The sequence below is a fragment of the Nonomuraea maritima genome (assembly GCF_900100395.1).
Taxonomy (GTDB): Bacteria; Actinomycetota; Actinomycetes; order Streptosporangiales; family Streptosporangiaceae; genus Nonomuraea; species Nonomuraea maritima.
In genome coordinates this window covers 31,360-50,279 of the sequence record NZ_FNFB01000034.1, presented here as the reverse complement: position 1 = coordinate 50,279, position 18,920 = coordinate 31,360, and the positions used below count along the sequence as shown (strand labels likewise).

Genomic DNA, 18,920 nt, shown 5'->3' with positions numbered 1-18,920 from the left:
CTCAGCCCTTCTGCAGGCCCGGGTGGCCGAAGGAGCCGCTGTGGGGCGTGCGTTCGAGCACCAGCTCCGCCGGGGCGGTGCGGCCGGCCCGCTGCAGGGCGGTCAGCTCGCGTACGGTGGCCGCGCACAGCAGCGCGGCCACGACCGCGCAGACGAGCTCCGGCACCCCCACCCCGGTCAGGTCGCCGTCGGAGGTGCTGAGCGGCAGCCGGATCGTGACCAGGGCGAGCATGGTGAGCCAGCTCAGCCACCACCCGGCCAGCAGAGCCAGCCAGCGCCCCCGCCCGCCCGCAGGGGGCCTGGCGCCCCGCCACACCCCGTCGACCAGCACCGCCGGGGCGACCAGGTTGACGCCCGGCACCAGCCAGGCGGCCGCGACGGGACCCGTGGCGGCCGAGCGGTCGTTGGCCTGCCTCGCCCGCACCAGCCAGGTCACGTACGCCGCCGCGGCGGCGATCGAGGTGCCGGCCACCAGCATCATCAGCACCGCGAACACGGTCACCGCCCCGATCACCGCCTCGGCGTCGGCGCCCTGGGGACGCCCGCCGAACGCGGCGAGCTGGGCCGTGAGCCGGCGGCCACGGGTCTGCTCGAAGATCACGAGGGCGCAGAGGGAGAGCACCTGGGCGGCGAGCGTCACGTAGACGGCGGACGCGGCTCTGGTCGGCACTGCCTGGGCGTTGCGCACGTTGATCTCCCCCCGGGCCATGCGCTGGGTTCTGTCTCACTTGTATCCAGGCGGCCCCGCCGTTAATCAGCTCACCACACCGGATTCCCACGCCCAAGCAGCGATTTCCACCCGATTGCGGACACCCAGCTTCGACTGGATGCTGCCCAGATGCGTCTTCACCGTCGACAGCGACACGAACAGCTCCGCCGCCACCTCCTGGTTCGTCCGTCCTCTGGCGACCAGGCGGACGACGTCCAGCTCGCGCTCGGTCAGCGGGTCGCCCGCCGGGGCGGCCGGGCCGGGCCGGGCCAGGTGCCGCAGCAGCCGCAGCGTCACCGACGGCGACACGAGCGCGTCGCCGGCCGCGGCGGCCTTGACCGCCTCGATCAGCAGCGTGGGCCCGCTGTCCTTCAGCAGGAACCCGGTGGCGCCGGAGCGCAGCGCGCCGTAGACGTACTCGTCGAGGTCGAAGGTGGTGACGATGACCACCCGCAGCGGGTTCTCCACGCCAGGCCCGGCGAGCAGCCGGGTCACCTCCAGGCCGTCGAGCTTGGGCATCCGGATGTCGAGCAGGCACACGTCGGGCCGCAGCCTCCTGGCCTGCGCGACCGCCTCGGCGCCGTCGGACACCGCGGCCACGACCTCCATGTCGGGCTGCGCGTCCAGGATCATCTGGAAGCCGGTGCGGACCAGATGCTGGTCGTCGGCGATGAGAACCCGAATAGTCACGGTTCCTACCCTAGGGATCAGCCGTTCGGCCGAGTGACGCTGGACGCACGGCCGATCCGGCGGCCATGTCCGCGCCGGAAAGCTGATCGGCATGAACGACGTGCTGGTTGGACGGGCCATGAAGAAGAGCTTCGGGCAGACGGTCGCCCTCGGGGGCGTGGACATCGCGATACAGGCCGGTGAGGCACTGGCGATCATGGGACCGAGCGGGTCGGGCAAGTCCACCCTGCTGCACTGCCTGGCCGGGATCATGAAGCCGGACGCGGGCGAGGTGCACCTGCAGGGGCAGCGCATCGACGCGATGGGGGAGCGCAAGCGCAGCGAGCTGCGCCGGACGAGGTTCGGCTTCGTCTTCCAGTTCGGTCAGCTGCTGCCCGAGCTGCCCGCCGAGGAGAACGTCGCCCTGCCGCTCATGCTGGGCGGCGTGCCGAGGACGCAGGCGGTGCGGCAGGCCCGCGAGTGGTTCGGGCCGCTCGGCCTGCAGTCGATGGAGACGCGGCGGCCGGGGGAGCTGTCCGGCGGCCAGGCGCAGCGGGTGGCCATCGCCAGGGCACTGGTGAGCAAGCCGGCCGTGGTGTTCGCCGACGAGCCCACGGGCGCCCTCGACCAGCGCACCGGCCACGACACCATGCGGCTGCTGGTGGAGGCGACCAAGCACAACGGCGCGAGCCTCATCGTGGTCACCCACGACCCGAACGTGGCCGGCTGGTGCGACCGTACCGTCGAGGTGCGTGACGGGCAGCTCGTGAGCGGGGTGGCGGCGTGAACCTCGCGCTGACCTGGCGGCTGCTCAAGGGCGGCGGACGCAGGGGGATGCTCGGCACCTGGCTGACGCTCGCGGCCGTCGCCGTGGCGACCGGGCTGCTGCTGTTCGCGGTGGCGGCGAACTTCGCCTTCCACGACAGGGGGGAGCGCGGCGCCTGGCGCAACCCCGTCCCTGTCGAGTCGGGCGGGGTGGCGGTCGAGGCGACGCGCAGGGACTTCGTCCGCGACCAGGCGATCACCGTGGTCGACCTGGCCACGCTGGGCGGCGAGGCCCCCGCCCCGCCGTCCGGTCTGCCCCGCTTCCCCCGTCCAGGAGAGGTGTGGCTGTCGCCCGCGCTGAGCGAGCTGGCAGCGGAACTGCCCCCGGAGCAGCTGGCCGCGCGCTTCCCCCGCCCGGCGGGGGTGCTCGGCGACGAGGCGCTCGTGTATCCGGGCGAGCTGGTCGCCGTCGTCGGCCGCGCGCCGGACGACCCGGCGATGAAACCCGGCAGCGCCGAGGACGCGATGTTCGGCCTGGCGCCCGGCCGGGTCGCGAGCCTCGCTGGTACGCCGAGCCGGGACGCCACGAGCTACCAGGCGCTCGCGGTCGTCGCCGGTGTGCTCATGGTCGTGCCGCTGCTCGTCTTCGGGGGCGCGGCGGCCCGGCTCACGGTGGCCAGGCGCGACCAGCGGCTCGCCGCGCTGCGCCTGATCGGCGCCACACCCGGCCAGGTGGTGGGGATGACCGTGGCAGAGGCGCTGATCGTGGCGCTGGCCGGCGCGGTGACGGGCACGGTCGCGTACGTGCTGGCCGCGCCGCTGCTGGCCAGGATCGAGATGCAGGGCGGCCCGTGGTTCACCGCGGACGTGTTCCCGCCGCTGTGGGTGTTCGCGGCGGTGCTGGTCGCGGTGCCGCTGCTGGTCGGCCTGTCGGCGGTGGTGGGCCTGCGGCGCGTGGTGGTCAGCCCTCTCGGCGTGGCCAAACGGGAGACGCCGCCCGGCCTGCGGGCCGTCCGGGTGGTCGCCCTGCTGGTGGTGCTGATCGGGTTCCCGCTGCTGTCGAGGAAGGCCGACGTCGTCGTCATCGGGACGGCGCTCGCCGTGGCGTTCCTGTGCGTCAACCTGGTGGGGCCGTGGGTCGTGAGCCTGATCGGCCGGATCACCGCCAGGGCCGCCCGCGGCCCGGCCCGGCTGCTCGCCGGCCGCCGCCTCGTCGACGACCCGCGCGCGGCCTGGCGGACGGTGAGCGGGGTGGCGCTGACCGGGTTCGTGGCGGGCTTCGTCGGCCTGCTCAGCCCCGCGCTCGACCAGGCGCCCGCCGGGCCTCATGAGCTGCGCGTCGAAGCGTCAGCCGGCCAGGTCGAGCAGGTCGTCACGCAGGCCCGCGAGCGCCTCAAGGAGGCCGGTCTGACCGCGACCGTCAAGCCTGAGGACAGCGTCGTGATCGCGACCGTCGGCGGCGCCGCAGACGACGCCACGGTGGACCGGGCCCGGACCGCGCTGGCCGGGCTCGTCCCGGGGCGCACGCCCACATCCTTCCGCGACGACATGCGGTCCGCTGAGCAGCTCTTCTCCGATGTCCAGGTGGGAACGATCGTCGTGCTGGCGGTGTCGTTCCTGGTGGCCGTCACCAGCTCGGGGATCACCGCCATGTCGTCGGTGCTCGACCGGCGGCAGACGTACGGGCTGCTGCGGCTGGCGGGGACGCCGCTGGAGCTGCTCGACCGGGCCCGCCGGGCCGAGACGCTGATCCCGCTGACGGTGATGGGCGGCGGGGCGATCCTCGTGGGCGCGTTCTGCGCGCTGCCGTTCGTGCTCGGTTCGATGAGCCCGGTGGGGGTGGTCACGCTGGGCGGGTGCGTCGTCGTGGGGTTCGCGGGCGTGATCGGGGCGGGCGCGCTGAGCCGTCCGCTGCTGCGCGCGGTCACCGAGGACCCGGCGCCCCGCCCCGACTGACCGCTCAGCTCTCCCGGACGGGGGTGACGAGCGTGGACGTGGGCGCGGGTGGCGGCTTTGGGGCCTGTCAGCCGAGGACGAGGTCGCGGACGGTCTTCAGTGAGGGTTCGTCGCGGGGGCCCATGACCAGGAGGCTCGTCACGGGGCTGCGGTGCCAGAGGTCGAGGCGTTCCTTGATGCGGGCGGGTGGGCCGACGAGGGAGATGCCGTCGGCCAGTTCGTCGGGGATCGCCTGGAACGCCTCGTCGCGGCGGCCGGCCAGGTAGAGCGCCTGGATGCGCTCGGCGGCCTCGGCGTAGCCCATGCGGCCGATGATGTCGGCGTGGAAGTTGCGCCGCCGGGCGCCCATGCCGCCGATGTACAGGGTGAGCATCATCTTCACGCCGTCCAGCGCCGCCCGTACGTCGTCGGAGATCACCACCATCACCATGGCCGCCACGTCGAACCCCTCCGGCGCGTTCGCCAGCGACGGGCCGTACATCTCCTCGATCTTGGACGGGAACGCGAACAACGGCAGCCAGCCCTGGCCGAGCTCGGCGGCCAGGGCGACGTTCTTCGGGCCCTCGGCCCCGAGATAGACGGGGATGTCCGGCCTGAGCGGGTGCGTGATGAGCTTGAGCGGTTTGCCCAGGCCGCCGGGCAGCGGCAGCGGGTGGTGCGGCCCCTCGCTCGTCACCGGCTCCTCACGCCGCCACACCTTGCGCATGATCTCGACGTACTCGCGGGTGCGGGCCAGCGGCTTGGCGAACGGCTGCCCGTACCAGCCCTCCACGACCTGCGGGCCGGACGCGCCCACGCCGAGCAGCAGCCGGCCGCCGGTGAGGTGGTCGAGGGTCATCGCCGTCATCGCCGTCGTGACCGGCGGCCTGGCGGAGATCTGGGCGATCGAGGTGCCCAGCCTGATGCGGGTGGTCCGCGCGCCGTACCAGGCGAGCGGGGTGAACACGTCGCTGCCGTACGCCTCGGCGGTCCAGACGGAGTCGTAGCCGAGCCGTTCTGCCGCCAGCACCGTCTCGGTCGCGTCGTCGGCGTGGCGTTGCCAGTAACCGAGGTTCAGCCCGAGCCTCACGTGACACCTCCGGAATCAAATTCCATTACGGTGGCGGGTCCTTCGCGTGTCAATGGGATGTTCCGGGGAAGTCACAGTCTGTGCACAAGGGTCTCTGGCGTATCGCCTGTCTGCTGCTGCTTGTCCTGCCGGCGGCCGAACCGACGATGGCTGAGAGTGACACCCGCCCCAACATCATCATGGTGATGGCCGACGACCTCGAGGCGGGGACGCTGCCGTACTTTCCCCACATCACCCAGGAACTGGTCAACCAGGGCACCTCGTTCAGCCGGTTCTTCGTCACCAACTCCTGGTGCTGCCCGTCGCGGTCGTCGATCCTGCGCTCGCAGTTCGTCCACAGCCACGGGGTGTTCACCAACACCCCGCCCGAGGGCGGCTTCGACCGCTTCCACACGCTGGGGCTGGAACGTTCCACGATCGGCACCTGGATGCAGCAGGCGGGCTACCGCACGGCGCTCATGGGCAAGTATCTCAACCACTACCCGGGGGCCACGGCCGCCCAGACGCACGTGCCGCCCGGCTGGAACGAGTGGGCCGTCCCCGTGCGGCACCTGTACGAGGAGTACGGCTACCGGCTCAACGAGAACGGCGTCGTACGCGACTACGGCTGGGCCGAGCAGGACTATTTGACCGACGTGCTCGCCCGCAAGACCCGCGACTTCATCACCGGCTCGAACCAGCCGTTCTTCATCTACCTCTCGCCGATCGGCCCGCACAACCCGGCCAACCCCGCCTACCGGCACGCCGGGGCATTCCCGCTCGCCGCCGCGCCGCGCACCCCCAACTTCAACCAGGAGGACGTCGGCGACGAGCCGCACTGGCTGCGCGCGCGGCCCCCGCTCACGCCGGCGCAGATCACCGAGGTCGACGAGCGCTACCGGCGGCGGCTGCGGTCGATGCTCGGCGTGGACGACCTCGTCGGCACGGTGGTGCAGACCCTGCGCGACACGGGAAAGCTCGACAACACCTATATCTTCTTCACCTCCGACAACGGCTTCCACCTCGGCACCCACCGGCTCAAGCAGGGCAAGACGACGCCGTTCGAGGAGGCGATCCGGGTGCCCCTCGTCGTCCGCGGCCCGGGCGTCAAGCAGAACGCCACGGTCTCGCAGATGGGCATCACGATCGACCTGCCGGTCACGTTCGCGGCGCTGGGCGGGGCCACGGCGGCCTCGTTCGCGGAGGGCCGCAACCTGGCGCCCCTGCTTCAGGGCCGCCCGCCGGCGCAGTGGCGCAGGAACGCGCTGATCGAGTTCATCCGTCCGGCCAACCCGAGCTCGGCCGCCCAGACGCCGGTGCCCGCCTACCAGGCGCTGCGCACCGAGCGCTACACGTACGTGCGCTACGAGACGGGCGAGCGGCAGCTCTACGACCTGCAGACGGACCCGTACCAGCTGCGCAACATCGCCGCCTACGCCGACCCGGAGCTGATCGGCAACCTCGACACCCGCCTGGCCGCGATGGTCACCTGTTCGGGCCCGACATGCAGGCAGGCGGACATGCGTCAGTGACGCCGTTCAGGACGGGAACAGCGCCGGATAGGCGTGGGCGAGGTGCTCCGCCACCGCCAGGACCGCCTCGTCCGGCTCGCCCGCCTCGATGGCGCGCAGGATGCGTACGTGGTCGGCGCGCAGCACGGACGTGTCGCCGAGGCGTCGCACCGCCTCCACCGAATACCTGCGCATCGAGTCGCGCAGCGACCGCATGATGGCCGCGACCAGCCGGTTGCCCGAGGCGTCGGCGATCGCGCAGTGGAAGGCCGTGTCGTGCTCCACGAACTCCTCCGCGGTCGCGGAGGCGTCCATCCCGGCGAGCGCGGCGGCGAGGGCCGAGGTGTCGGCGCGCACGGCGGCGGCGCGGGCCGCGGCCCACTGCTCGATCAGGTGGCGGGTGTCGATGACCTCGCGCATCTCCAGCCCCGCCAGGCCGAGGTGCAGGCGGAGCAGGTCGGACAGCGCCGAGTGGGGGCGGGAGGTGAGCACCGCGCCCGCGTCGGGGCCGCGTCCTGCCTGCGAGGAGACCACCCCGAGCGACTCCAGCACGCGCAGGGCCTCGCGTACGGACGAGCGGCTGACGCCGAGTTGCTCGGCGAGCTGGCGCTCGGCGGGCAGCCGGTCGCCCACCGTGAGGCCGTCCTCGGTGATGCGCCGCTCGATCTGGGCGAGGACGTCCTCGAACGTCCGTGTCCGCTTGATGGGACGCCAGTCGGTGCCGTCCAACGAAGCCTCCCTGATATTGGCCGGAACCTGGTGATTCGGTATGGTCTGACCATACTGTGGTCGGACCATACCCCTGGAAGGAGAGCCGTGCGAGTCGCCCTGTTCATCACGTGCGTGAACGACACGCTCTTCCCCGGCACCGGGAAGGCCGTCGTGTCGCTCCTGCGCAGGCTGGGCTGCGACGTCGACTTCCCCGCCGCCCAGACGTGCTGCGGGCAGATGCACGTCAACACCGGTTACCGGACGGAGGGCACCCGCCTCGCGCGGCACTTCACCGAGGTGTTCGCCGGGTACGACGCCGTCGTCGCGCCGTCGGGGTCGTGCGCGGCCATGGTGCGCGAGCAGTACCCGAAGCTGGCCAGGCCGGGCAGCAGGGGAGCGGCGGCGATCGCGGAGGTCGCGCCGAAGGTGTACGAGCTGTCCGAGTTCCTGATCGACGTCCTGAAGACAGAAGACGTAGGTGCATATTTCCCGCACCGGGTGACATATCACCCGACGTGTCACTCGCTCCGCGGGCTGCGCCTCGGCGACCGTCCCCTGCGGCTGCTGCAGAACGTCCGCGGGCTGGAGCTGGTGCCGCTGCCCGGCGCCGAGGAGTGCTGCGGGTTCGGCGGCACGTTCGCGGTGAAGAACCCGGCAGTCTCGGCCGCGATGGGCGCCGACAAGACGCGTGCCATCCAGGACACCGGCGCCGAGGTGCTCTGTGCGGCCGACAACTCCTGCCTGATGCACATCGGCGGCACCTTGCGCCGCCAGAAGACCGGCGTCAGGACCATGCACCTCGCCGAGATCCTCGCCTCGACGGAGGAGGACTGATGAGCGCCACTTTCATCGGCATGCCCGGCAACTTCCCGAAAAATGCCGAGAAAGCCGTACAGGACTCGCAGCTTCGCTTCAACCTTCGCAAGGCCACGCACACCATCCGCGACAAGCGCGCCGAGGTGGTCGGCGAGCTGCCCGACTGGGGCGAGCTCCGCGCGGCAGGCAAGGCCATCAAGGACGACGTCCTGCACAACCTCGACCGCTACCTGATCCAGCTGGAGGAGGCCGTCACCCGCGCGGGCGGCACCGTCCACTGGGCGCGCGACGCCGCCGAGGCCAACCGCATCGTCACCGACCTGGTCAAGGCCACCGGCGAGACCGAGGTCGTCAAGGTCAAGTCGATGGCCACGCAGGAGATCGGGCTCAACGAGGCGCTCGCGGCGCACGGCATCGCCGCGTACGAGACCGACCTCGCCGAGCTGATCGTCCAGCTCGGCGACGACTTCCCCAGCCACATCCTGGTGCCCGCGATCCACCGCAACCGGTCGGAGATCCGCGAGATCTTCCTCGACAAGATGCCCGGGGTATCGCGCGACCTGACCGACGACCCGCCGGCGCTCACCGAGGCCGCCCGCCTCCACCTGCGCGACCGCTTCCTGCGCAGCAAGGTCGCCATCTCCGGCGCCAACTTCATGGTCGCCGAGACCGGCACGCTGGTCGTCCTCGAGTCGGAGGGCAACGGCCGCATGTGCCTGTCGCTGCCCGAGACCCTCATCAGCGTCGTCGGCATCGAGAAGCTGCTGCCGTCCTGGCGCGACCTGGAGGTCTTCCTCCAGCTGCTGCCGCGCAGCTCCACCGGCGAGCGGATGAACCCGTACACGAGCATGTGGACGGGCGCCGTCGAGGGCCAGGAATTTCACCTCGTGCTGCTCGACAACGGACGCACCGACGTGCTCGCCGACGAGGTCGGCCGTCAGGCGCTGCGCTGCATCCGCTGCTCCGCCTGCCTCAACGTGTGCCCCGTGTACGAACGCGCCGGCGGCCACGCGTACGGCTCCGTCTACCCCGGCCCGATCGGCGCGATCCTCACCCCGCAGCTGCGCGGCATGACGACGGACCTCGACGCCTCGCTGCCGTTCGCCTCCAGCCTCTGCGGCGCCTGCTACGACGTCTGCCCGGTGGCCATCGACATCCCCGAGGTCCTCGTCGACCTGCGGGCCAAGGCGCCGCACGCGGCGGCCGAGCGGGCCGCCATGAAGGTCGCGGGCTGGGTCCTCGACGACCACGAACGGCTGGCCACGGCCCAGCGCGCCGCCACCCGGCTGCGCCGGTTCGTACCGAAGAAGGGCCTGCCCGGCCCCATGTCGGCCTGGACCGACACCAGGGACGTGCCGGAGATCCCGGAGGAATCGTTCAGAGACTGGTGGGAGCGTGCCGGACGCTCCGCGAGCGCCGAGGAGCGGTGAGCGACCCATGGCAAGCGGAATGAGCGCGCGCGAGGAGATCCTGGCCAAGGTCCGCGCGGCCGTGGCGGGCGCGCCGACCGTCGAGATCCCGCGCGGTTACCGGACGCGGCGGCAGGTCGACGATCTCGTGGGCCTGTTCGCCGAGCGGGTGGGCGACTACCGGGCGATCGTGCGCGTCGTCCCGTCCGCCGAGCTGGGCGCGACGATCGACGCGTGCGTCCACGGCCGCCGCATGGTCGTCCCCGACGGCTTCGGCCGCGACGGCGGCTGGGACGACCTCGACACCGCCGACGGCGTGATGACCCACTGCGCCGTGGCGATCGCCGAGACGGGCACCATCGTCCTCGACCACGGGCCCGGCCAGGGCACCAGGGCGCAGACGCTGGTCCCCGACTACCACCTGTGCGTGGTCCTGGCCGACCAGATCGTGCCCGGCGTCCCTGAGGCCGTCGAACGGCTCGACCCGTCCCGTCCGCTCACCTGGATCAGCGGCCCGTCCGCCACCAGCGACATCGAGCTGAACCGGGTCGAGGGCGTGCACGGCCCCCGAACGCTGGAGGTGCTGATCAGTACCTGAGCACCGCGGTCACGTCGTCCACCGCGTCGGTGAACCACAGCTCGGCGTCCGTCGTCGCGGCGGCTCTGACCAGGGCCGAGTCCGTGCGCTCCCGTACCGGGTCCGCCACGCCCCAGCGGCGCAGCTCGGCCGGGTCGGTGGCGAGCTGGGTGCCGCCCTCACCGATCCACACCGGCTTCGGCAGCAGCCTCTCCGGCAGCAGCAGCGCGTGCACCCGGCCCTCACGCAGCGCGTGGCAGACCCGGGCGGTCCCCGTGGGGCTGCCCGACTCCAGGTGCCGCTCGACCAGCTCGGCGCGCCTGCGGTCGAGCCACTCGTCCAGGGCGCGCTCCACGTCCCGCTCGAACTGCCCGTGGTCCTCGCGGCTGCCGTGCTCGACCATCGTCACCCGGTCGGCCGACTTGGTGCCCAGGTGGTGCAGCAGGTACGAGCGTGATCTGGCCTCGCCGGCCACCAGGATGAGCTCGATGCCGAGCCTTCGTACCTGCTCGTCGATCTCGTGGGCGACCGCGACCGCGTTCCGCTCCCAGCACTCCTCGACCGCGCGCTCGTAGCGCTTCTGCGACCAGCCGCCCTGCGACGTCTTCTGCAGCGGCCACGCGGCGGCCTCCACGGTGGCCCGGCGCGGCGCGCCTCCGGCGAACACCGTCAGCTCGGCGCCCGCGTGGTCGACGATGACCCGCAGGTGCGGCACGTTCTCGCCGCGCTGCATGAGCAGCGGTGTGACGTGCGGCAGCGGCGACCACACGGCGCACTCCTGCGGCGCCCGTTCCAGCGACTCTGCCAGCACCACGTCACCGTGTGCGGCGAACAGCGCCCGCCCGGGGGCCGCCCGCATCGCCTCCTCATGAAGGGCCTCCAAGGTCGCCTCGTCGGCCTGGCCGTCCTGCGCGAGCGCATCGCGCGCGCCGCGCCAGTGCGACTTCCGCTCCGGCCCGGTCAGCGCGCCCAGATAGGCGGACGCGTACGGTCCGCGCCGTTCGTACAGCGGGCGGATGAAGTCGAGCCGCACGGGCGATCACCTGCCTTTCTCGACCCCGATGCCGAGGGACCGGGCGATGTCGGCCATGTTCGTGAAGTTCCGCTCGGGCAGCGACTCCACCAGGTCGAGCACCCGGTCGGGAGCGCCCTGCCGCCGCGCGCGCCGCAGCAGCTCCTGCTTGGACCGCGGCCAGTGGGTTTCGCTGAGCCATTTGGCCAGGTCGCTGCGGAGGTTCACGTCCCGCGGGGTCATGCCGTCCGGCACGCCGGGCCCGTGTCCTGGCGGGTACGACTGCATCGGCTCCTCGCCGCTGGACGGCATGGCCTCGGGCTCCTTCCACTCCTCGGCGTGCGTCGGACCGTTGCCGCGCACCAAGCCCTGGGTCTCATGTTTCTGCTGGTCGTCCAGGCGGGGTCCGTGCTTGTCGCTCCCACGTTGCATGGCGATCACACCCCTCTCAACGCGCCCCTACCCCCACTTTCCTGGGCAAACATCGCGGCTGTACGCTGCCGACGTGATCGACAGCGACGTACGCATCCCCGCGCCTCGACTGACGCTGCGGCCCTTCGGCCCCCAGGACGAGCGCAGGATCCGGTCGATCATCAGCTCCGAGGTCCGGTTCCTGCCTCCGGGCGCCCCCGCCCACGCCTCCGGCGTCCCGCAGTGGCTCGCGACCGGCGTGGACGAGCTGCGCCGCTCCGGCCAGGGCGTCCACCTGGCGATGGTCGACGCCGAGGGCCTCATCGTGGGCGCGATCAGCCTGTTCAAGACCTCGTGGACGGCGGGCACGACCGAGGTCGGCTACGGCGTCCACCCCCTCTACCGCAACCGCGGCTACGCCACCGAAGCCGTCCGCACGCTGACCGCGTGGGTGTTCGGCACCACGCAGCTGCGCCGGGTCACCCTGACCGCCGACCTGGACAACCTCGCCTCGCTCAGCGTCGCCCAGAAGTCCGGCTTCACCTGGGAAGGCGTGCTGCGTGGCGCCGAGCTGGAGGACGACGGGCCGCACGACCTGGTGGTCTTCGGCCTGCTGCGCGACGACGACGGCCGGCCCTGCCCCGTGCTGCCCAGGGAGCAGGTGCGGACCGAGCGGCTGCTGCTGCGGGCCCCGTCCGAGGCCGACGTCCCCGACCTGGCCGCCACCGCCGCCGACCCGCTGACCCAGGCCATGACGGGCGTGCCGCGCGGCTACACCGAGGCGCACGCGCACGCGTTGCTGGCGGCCACCGAACGGATGCGCGTGCGGGGCCACGGCATCGCCTGGGCGGTCGAGGAGCTGGCGAGCGGCCGGTTCGTGGTGAACGTCGACCTGCGCGACATCGACTGGCACGGCAGGACCGCCGAGGTCGGCTACATGACCGCGCCGTGGGCGCGGGGCAACGGGTACGCGGGCGAGGCCGTGCGGGCCATCGCGCGCTGGCTGTTCGACCAGCACGGCTTCCGCAGGCTCCAGCTGCGCGCCTCCGTCGCCAACCCCGCCTCGCAGCGGGTGGCGGAGAAGGCCGGCTTCGTCCGCGAGGGCGTGGCGCGGGCCTCGCTCGCCGGCGACGACCTGATCGTCTACAGCCTCGTCCCGTCGGACCTGCACTGAGCGGTCCCGCACCGAAGTGACCCGGGGGGCAAGGGACACCGGCCTGACCCCCGCGACCCTTTGTGCAAGCGCGCGTCAGCCGTCACTCTGGAGATGAGGACGGTGAGGCGCATGATCACGGTGGTCGGGTGGGACGGATCCGAGCTGTCGGCCGAGGCGGTGTCCCGGCTGCGGGAGGCCGCGCTCGTCGTGGGCCCCGACGACCTCGTCCGCCGGCTCGCACTCACCGCCCCCACCGTCACCGACGAGGCCCTGGTGCACACCGTCGACGAACACCTCGAACACGGCGAAGGCCCCCTTGCCGTCCTCACCGACGGCGACCCCGGCTTCTTCGGCGTCGTCCGCGCCCTGCGCGCCCACGGCATCGAACCGGACGTCCTGCCCGCCACGTCGCCGATCACCCGCGCCTTCGCCCGCGCCGGGCTCAACTGGGAGGACGCGCTGGTCGTCGCCCCGTCGGGCCCGGAGCAGCTGGCGAAGGTCGTCAACGCCTGCCGCGCCCACCCGAAGGTCGCGCTGGTCGTCGCCCCCGGCGTCAGCCCGGCCGAGATCGCCAGGGAACTCGCGCCCACCACGCCCAGAGCGCTCATCGTCTGCGAGGACCTCGGCGGTCCCGACGAGCGCGTCACCCACAGCCGCATGGGCGAGGCCACCACCCGGCCGTGGAAGGACCCCGACGTGGTCCTCGTCCTCGACCCGCTGCACCGGCCGCCGAAGGAGCGCAGCTGGGTGGCGGGCGCCCGTCCTGGGCCGCAGGAGTGGGCGCTGCCGTCAGAGAGCGGGGTCCCGGCCGAGGTCAGGGCGTACGTGCTGGCCAAGCTCGGCCCGCGGCTCGGCGACCTGGTCTGGGACGTCGGCGCAGGACGCGGAGAGATCGCCGTCGAGTGCGCCCGGCTGGGTGCGGCCGTCATGGCCGTCGAGCGCGACGGGGAACTGTGCGCCGGGCTGCGCGCGAACGTGCTCGAACGCGGCGTCAAGGTGGCCCTGACGAGAGGGCACGCGCCGGCGGCGCTGGAGCCGCTGCCCGACCCCGACGCCGTCCACGTGGGCGGCGGCGGCCCCGACGTGGTGGCCGCCTGCGCCGCGCGCCGCCCGAGGGTCATGGTGTGCGTGTTGCGGCAGGTGGAAGAGGTGGTGAAGGTCCTGGAGCGGCTGCGGGAGAACGGCTATGACGGTGCCGGCACCCGGATTGCCGCGTCCCGGCTGGTTCTCGACCCCGACGGCGCTCACCGCCTGGTCGAGGCCGACCCCTTCTTCGTGGTGCATGCCACACCGTTGCGTATGACATGACCTGTTCCGTGCCGGTGCCCATCGGTTATCCTCGCGTGACCTAAATCCCTTGCACCGGAGATCCCCACCATGAAGCCGCCCCTCCTGCTCATCGGGCAGGGCTCCCAGGACGACGCCTACGCCGCGGAGTTCGGCCGGTTCGTCCACCGTCTGCGCTGCCGCCTCGACCAGACGGGCGCCGACGTATCGGGTGGTTACCTGGAGCGGGCCACGCCCCGGCTGAGCGAATCCGTCGCCTCCCTGGTCGCCCGGGGACACCACCGGCTCGTCGCGATGCCGCTGAGCCTGAGCCGGGCCGGTGACGACCTGTCCGTCGCGCTGGCCATGGAACAGCAGCGCCACCCCACCCTCGAGTACGACTACGGCCGCCCCCTCGGCCCCGACCCCCGCGTGCTCGCCCTCCTGGCCGAACGGCTCAAGGAGGCCGCCGACGAGGTCACGAAGCCGCGCGCGCTCGAACTCGTCGGTGCCAGGCCCCGGCTGCGGGCCATCGACGTCCCCGCCCACGACGACCCGCACGGCCACGTCGAGCCGGGGGAGACCGCGGTCGTCCTCGTCGGCGAGGGTTCCACCGACGCGACCGCCAACGCCGAGGTCCACCGCGTCTCGCGGCTGTTCTGGGAGACGCACGCCTACGACTTCATGACCGTCGAGACCGCGTTCGTGTCGGTCACCCCGCCCGGAGTCCCCGGCGGGCTCGAACGCTGCCGCCGCCTGGGCGCCAAGCGCGTGATCGTGGTTCCGTACCTGCTGTTCGCGGGCGGATCGCTGGAGCGCGTGTGGGCGCAGGCGCTCGCGTACGGCGCCGGCCACCCCGACCTCGACATCCGCTGCGCCGAGGTGATCGGCGACTGCGAGACCCTGGCCGACGTCGTCATCGATCGTTACGAGGAAGCTCTGCGACTCGTTCCCGAGGAGGCAGCCCGTGCTCGCTGAGACGATCGCCGCGATCCGTCCCGCCGACCCCGTCGCGCTCGCCGAGGCCCGCGCGCACCAGGACCGCCTCACCAAGCCGCGCGGCTCGCTCGGCGTGCTCGAAGAGGTGGCGGTACGGCTCGCGGGTGCGGCCGGTGTCAGCCCGCCGCCGCTGCCGCAGCCGGCGGCCCTCGCGATCTTCGCCGCCGACCACGGCGTCCACGCGCGCGGCGTCAGCCCGTGGCCGCAGGAGGTCACCGTCCAGATGGTCGCCAACTTCCTGGCCGGCGGCGCGGTGGCCAACGCCTTCGCCGCCCAGACCGGGGCGTCCGTGACCGTCGTCGACGTGGGCGTCGCCGCCGACCTGCCCGACGCGACCGGCCTCGTCGGCAAGAAGGTCGCGTACGGCACCGCCGACATGACCGAGGGCCCCGCCATGAGCGCCGACGAGGTCCTGCACGCGCTGGAGGCGGGCATCGTCGTGGCCCGCGACCTGATCGCCGGCGGCGCGCGCTGCCTGATCACCGGCGACATGGGCATCGCCAACACCACCGCCTCCGCCGCGCTCGTCGCCGTCTTCACCGGGAAGGACCCGGCCGGGGTGACCGGACGCGGCACCGGCGTCGACGACGAGACGTACGAGCGCAAGGTCGAGGTCGTCCGCGAGGCGCTGCGCGTCAACGCGCTGCCCGGCACTGGGCTGCCGGGCACTGGGCTGCCGGGCGCTGGGCTGCCTGGTACTGGCGCGCCCGGCGAGGCGCTGCGGGCGCTCGCCGCCGTCGGCGGCCTCGAGCACGCGGCCATCGCCGGATTCATCCTCGCCGGCGCGGCCGCCCGGGTGCCGGTGATCCTCGACGGCGTCATCGCCGGCGCCGCCGCGCTGGCCGCCGCCGCGCTCGCCCCCGATTCGATCGACCACTGCGTGGCGGGCCACCGCTCGGTCGAGCCCGGCCACGCCGCGGCCCTCGACCACCTCGGGCTGCGCCCGCTGGTCGACCTGGAGCTGCGCCTGGGCGAGGGCACGGGCGGCCTGCTCGCCCACCCGATGGTGTGCGCGGCGGTACGCGTCATGCACGAGGTCGCGACCTTCGACTCGGCGGGAGTGACCGAAAAGCCCGTGTGATGATGGGCAGATGTCCCGATACGGATCGATGTACGGCCCCGACCTCACGTTCCTGGGGGTAGACCGCTGCGACGTCGGCGACCCGGCGAGCTACGCGGACGCCGACGTGGTGATCATCGGGGCGCCGTTCGACGGCGGCACCTCCAACCGGCCGGGCGCCAGGTTCGGCCCGTCGGCCCTGCGCCAGGCGTGCTACCTGCCTCACGACGGTTCCCGGCCGAGCCTCGCGCTGCGCGTCGACGCCCTGCGCGACCTGCGCGTGCTCGACGCGGGCGACGTCGAGTGCTACTCGGGCGACGTGGAGGGCTCGCTGGCCGCGATCGAGGAGGCCGTGCACAGGATCGCCGCCTCGGGCGCGATCCCGCTGGTGCTCGGCGGCGACCACACCGTCGCGCTGCCCGACGCGCGGGGCACCGCGCGGGCGTACGCGCCGGGCCGCACCTCCATGATCCACTTCGACGCCCACGCCGACACCGGCGACATCACCTTCGGCCACCTGTACGGCCACGGCCAGCCCATGCGGCGGCTCATCGAGTCCGGCGCGATCAGGGGCGACCGGTTCCTGCAGCTCGGGCTGCGCGGCTACTGGCCCGAGCCGGAGACGCTGAGCTGGATGGCCACCCAGAACATGCGCTCCTACGAGATGACCGAGATCGTGGCGCGCGGGCTGGACGAATGCCTCACGGAGTCGTTCCGGATCGCGCTCGACGAATGCGACCAGGTCTTCCTGTCGGTGGACATCGACGTCTGCGACCCCGGGCACGCCCCCGGCACCGGCACCCCGGAGCCGGGCGGGCTCACGGCCCGGCAGCTGCTCGACGCCGTACGCCGGATCTGCTACGAGCTCCCGGTGGCCGGGATGGAGGTCGTCGAGGTCGCGCCGCCCTACGATCACGCGGACATCACCGCCTACCTCGGCAACCGGGTTATCCTGGAGGCTCTGTCAGCGATGGCCAGACGCCGCAAGGACGACGAGGGCGGGCCACGCTGGGATCCGCGTCAGCCGCTGCTCGACGGCCGTTGATTGATGCGCAGCGAACGTCACCGTCAAAGCCGGTAGGTTGAGTTCCTTAACACATGCTTCGCGAACGGGAGATTCCCCCCATGGGCCCATACCTCCTCGGCCTGCGGCTCTCCGGCCGCCGGGTTCTCGTGGTGGGCGGGGGCCGCGTCGCACAGCGGCGGGTCCCCGCGCTGCTCGATGCCGGTGCGGAGGTCACCGTCGTGTCGCCGTCCGTCACGCCGGCCCTCGACGACCTGATCGCCACCGGCCGGGTCACCTGGCACGCGCGACCGTACGAGGTCGGCGACTGCGACGGCGCCTGGCTCGTGCAGGCCTGCACCGACGACCGGGCCGTCAACACCGCGGTCGCCGCCGAGGCGGAGGCCAAACGCGTGTGGTGCGTACGCGCCGACGACAAGGACGCCGCCGCGGCCTGGACACCAGCCTCCGGCCGGGTCGGCGAGATCACGGTGGCCGTCACCGCGGGCGGCGACCCGCGCCGGGCCGCGGGCATCCGCGACGCGGTCGTCGAGGCCCTGCGTGACGGCACCGTCGACGCGCGGCGCAACCGCACCAAGCCCGTGGGCGTCGCCCTCGTCGGCGGCGGCCCCGGCGACCCCGGCCTCATCTCCGTACGCGGGCGGCAGCTGCTCGCCCAGGCCGACGTGGTGGTCGCCGACCGGCTCGCGCCGCGCGCACTGCTCGACGAGCTCGCCCCCGACGTCGAGCTGGTCGACGCGGCCAAGGTCCCTTACGGCAGGTCGCTGCCGCAGGAGACGATCAACGAGCTGCTCGTCGACCGCGCCCGCCAGGGCAAGTTCGTCGTCCGGCTCAAGGGCGGCGACCCGTTCGTGTTCGGGCGCGGCGGCGAAGAGATGATCGCGTGCGCCGAGGCCGGCATCCCGGTGCTCGTCGTGCCCGGCATCACCAGCGCGGTCGCGGTGCCCGCCGCCGCCGGGGTCCCGGTCACCCACCGAGGCGTGAGCCAGGAGTTCCACGTCATCTCCGTCCACGTCGCGCCCGACGACCCCCGATCCACCGTCGACTGGCCCGCGCAAGCCCGTTCCCACGGCACGTTGGTGCTCCTGATGGCCGTCGAACGCCTGCCAAAAGTGGCAGAAGCACTCATCCGCTACGGACGTTCGCCAGAGACTCCCGTAATGGTGGTGCAGGACGGTACCCTTCCGACCCAGCGGGCGGTTACCGCTTCGCTTTCCACCGTGGCCGACCGTGTGTCCGCGGCTGGGATACGGCCACCGGCGATCGTCATCGTCGGCGACGTCGTGAGGGTCGGCCAGGAGGTCGAGATGGTTCGAGCGGAGCGCTTGCCGTGAACACGGCCATGGATGACGGGAGACACGAGTCACCCGCGGAGCAGACGTTGCAGTTCCGCCCGGTGACCGACGACGACCTCGACGAGGGGCGTCGAGACGACGCCGCCTCCGACGGCGGCGACCGGCCGCACGCGCCGAATCGCGGCGCCACCGAGCCGGCGGCGCCCGACCGGCAGGCCGGCGAGGCCCCGGCCCAGCAGCCTGGACGCGGGCCGTCCCTGTTCGACCCGGGTCACCGGTCGGAGGGCCGTCCCGCAGCCGGGCCGTCGCTGTCCGAGCGCGGCCAGGGGGCGGACGAGCGACCCGCGTCCGATCGTGAGGCCCAGCCGGCGGACGAGCGACCCGTGGGCGGGCGGTCCCTGTTCGAGCGCGGCGACCAGAGGCCTGGGGCGCTGCCCACGCGTGGGCGGTCACTCTTCGAGCCCGGCGATCACGAGCCGTCCGGGCGTGAGCGGTCGTTGTTCGAGCGTGATGGTGAGGGTTCGGG

At 72.8% G+C, this 18,920-nt stretch carries 18 protein-coding genes and 1 pseudogene; 13 read left to right on the top strand and 6 right to left on the bottom strand.

Translation table 11 applies throughout. The features are described from left to right. Window position 1: 1 nt before the first annotated feature. Both BLR04_RS34170 and BLR04_RS34165 read right to left on the bottom strand, forming a co-directional pair. Window positions 2–709 (bottom strand): DUF4328 domain-containing protein, encoded by a 708-nt coding sequence (locus BLR04_RS34170; protein ID WP_090773163.1) that lies wholly within the window; start codon window positions 707–709, stop codon window positions 2–4. Between the two features lie 45 nt (window positions 710–754). Next, on the bottom strand, window positions 755–1,399 hold the full coding sequence (locus BLR04_RS34165; RefSeq protein WP_090773161.1) for a response regulator: 645 nt from the start codon (window positions 1,397–1,399) through the stop codon (window positions 755–757). 91 nt (window positions 1,400–1,490) lie between these two features. Between BLR04_RS34165 and BLR04_RS34160 the strand changes: the two genes are divergently transcribed. Together BLR04_RS34160 and BLR04_RS34155 are read left to right on the top strand one after the other, a co-directional pair. Next, on the top strand, window positions 1,491–2,165 hold the full coding sequence (locus BLR04_RS34160) for an ABC transporter ATP-binding protein (protein WP_090773159.1): 675 nt from the start codon (window positions 1,491–1,493) through the stop codon (window positions 2,163–2,165). After that, window positions 2,162–4,099, top strand: a complete 1,938-nt coding sequence (locus tag BLR04_RS34155) for an FtsX-like permease family protein (RefSeq protein WP_090773157.1) — start codon at window positions 2,162–2,164, stop codon at window positions 4,097–4,099. Before BLR04_RS34160 ends, BLR04_RS34155 begins: the two co-directional genes overlap by 4 nt. A 67-nt stretch (window positions 4,100–4,166) precedes the next feature. On the opposite strand, the gene BLR04_RS34150 is transcribed toward BLR04_RS34155, so the two are convergent. Next, on the bottom strand, window positions 4,167–5,168 hold the full coding sequence (locus BLR04_RS34150) for an LLM class F420-dependent oxidoreductase (RefSeq protein ID WP_090773155.1): 1,002 nt from the start codon (window positions 5,166–5,168) through the stop codon (window positions 4,167–4,169). Between the two features lie 146 nt (window positions 5,169–5,314). On the opposite strand from BLR04_RS34150, the gene BLR04_RS34145 reads away from it, so the two are divergent. Continuing rightward, window positions 5,315–6,679, top strand: coding sequence for a sulfatase family protein (locus BLR04_RS34145; RefSeq protein WP_090773218.1), 1,365 nt, complete (start codon window positions 5,315–5,317; stop codon window positions 6,677–6,679). 6 nt (window positions 6,680–6,685) lie between these two features. Here the strand turns inward: BLR04_RS34145 and BLR04_RS34140 are convergent, their stop codons facing one another. Then, complete coding sequence (locus BLR04_RS34140) at window positions 6,686–7,387, bottom strand: FadR/GntR family transcriptional regulator (protein WP_090773153.1); 702 nt, start codon at window positions 7,385–7,387, stop codon at window positions 6,686–6,688. Window positions 7,388–7,474: 87 nt separating this feature from the next. Here BLR04_RS34140 and BLR04_RS34135 point away from each other — a divergent pair, with 87 nt between their 5' ends. Genes BLR04_RS34135 through BLR04_RS34125 form a run of 3 tightly spaced genes read left to right on the top strand, consistent with a single transcriptional unit; the run spans window position 7,475 to window position 10,192 of the window. Beyond that, the gene (locus BLR04_RS34135; RefSeq protein ID WP_090773151.1) at window positions 7,475–8,203 is read left to right on the top strand and encodes a (Fe-S)-binding protein; all 729 of its coding nucleotides are present in this window, start codon (window positions 7,475–7,477) and stop codon (window positions 8,201–8,203) included. Then, window positions 8,203–9,615, top strand: coding sequence for a lactate utilization protein B (locus BLR04_RS34130; RefSeq protein WP_090773149.1), 1,413 nt, complete (start codon window positions 8,203–8,205; stop codon window positions 9,613–9,615). The genes BLR04_RS34135 and BLR04_RS34130 overlap by 1 nt, the downstream gene beginning before the upstream one ends. A 7-nt stretch (window positions 9,616–9,622) precedes the next feature. Then, complete coding sequence (locus tag BLR04_RS34125; RefSeq protein WP_245740840.1) at window positions 9,623–10,192, top strand: LutC/YkgG family protein; 570 nt, start codon at window positions 9,623–9,625, stop codon at window positions 10,190–10,192. Here the strand turns inward: BLR04_RS34125 and BLR04_RS34120 are convergent. Continuing rightward, the gene (locus BLR04_RS34120; RefSeq protein ID WP_090773145.1) at window positions 10,182–11,204 is read right to left on the bottom strand and encodes a baeRF2 domain-containing protein; all 1,023 of its coding nucleotides are present in this window, start codon (window positions 11,202–11,204) and stop codon (window positions 10,182–10,184) included. The genes BLR04_RS34125 and BLR04_RS34120 overlap by 11 nt on opposite strands. 6 nt (window positions 11,205–11,210) lie before the next feature. After that, complete coding sequence (locus BLR04_RS34115) at window positions 11,211–11,615, bottom strand: DUF2795 domain-containing protein (RefSeq protein ID WP_090773216.1); 405 nt, start codon at window positions 11,613–11,615, stop codon at window positions 11,211–11,213. Between the two features lie 73 nt (window positions 11,616–11,688). Between BLR04_RS34115 and BLR04_RS34110 the strand changes: the two genes are divergently transcribed. The 7 genes and pseudogenes from BLR04_RS34110 to BLR04_RS41020 all read left to right on the top strand — a co-directional run. Continuing rightward, the gene (locus tag BLR04_RS34110) at window positions 11,689–12,768 is read left to right on the top strand and encodes a GNAT family N-acetyltransferase (RefSeq protein ID WP_176903417.1); all 1,080 of its coding nucleotides are present in this window, start codon (window positions 11,689–11,691) and stop codon (window positions 12,766–12,768) included. Between the two features lie 111 nt (window positions 12,769–12,879). After that, window positions 12,880–14,058 carry a precorrin-6y C5,15-methyltransferase (decarboxylating) subunit CbiE gene (gene cbiE, locus BLR04_RS34105; RefSeq protein ID WP_090773141.1) on the top strand — a complete coding sequence of 393 codons (1,179 nt, stop codon included), beginning with the start codon at window positions 12,880–12,882 and terminating at the stop codon, window positions 14,056–14,058. A gap of 69 nt (window positions 14,059–14,127) precedes the next feature. After that, window positions 14,128–14,994: a sirohydrochlorin chelatase gene (locus BLR04_RS34100; RefSeq protein ID WP_090773139.1), complete on the top strand. Its 867-nt coding sequence runs from the start codon at window positions 14,128–14,130 to the stop codon at window positions 14,992–14,994. Beyond that, window positions 14,984–16,096: a nicotinate-nucleotide--dimethylbenzimidazole phosphoribosyltransferase gene (locus tag BLR04_RS34095; RefSeq protein WP_090773137.1), complete on the top strand. Its 1,113-nt coding sequence runs from the start codon at window positions 14,984–14,986 to the stop codon at window positions 16,094–16,096. Before BLR04_RS34100 ends, BLR04_RS34095 begins: the two co-directional genes overlap by 11 nt. A 10-nt stretch (window positions 16,097–16,106) precedes the next feature. Further along, the gene (speB, locus tag BLR04_RS34090; protein ID WP_090773135.1) at window positions 16,107–17,120 is read left to right on the top strand and encodes an agmatinase; all 1,014 of its coding nucleotides are present in this window, start codon (window positions 16,107–16,109) and stop codon (window positions 17,118–17,120) included. 80 nt (window positions 17,121–17,200) lie between these two features. Beyond that, window positions 17,201–18,433 carry a uroporphyrinogen-III C-methyltransferase gene (cobA, locus tag BLR04_RS34085; RefSeq protein WP_090773133.1) on the top strand — a complete coding sequence of 411 codons (1,233 nt, stop codon included), beginning with the start codon at window positions 17,201–17,203 and terminating at the stop codon, window positions 18,431–18,433. A gap of 8 nt (window positions 18,434–18,441) precedes the next feature. Further along, window positions 18,442–18,920, top strand: a pseudogene (locus BLR04_RS41020) (hypothetical protein); the annotation flags it as partial.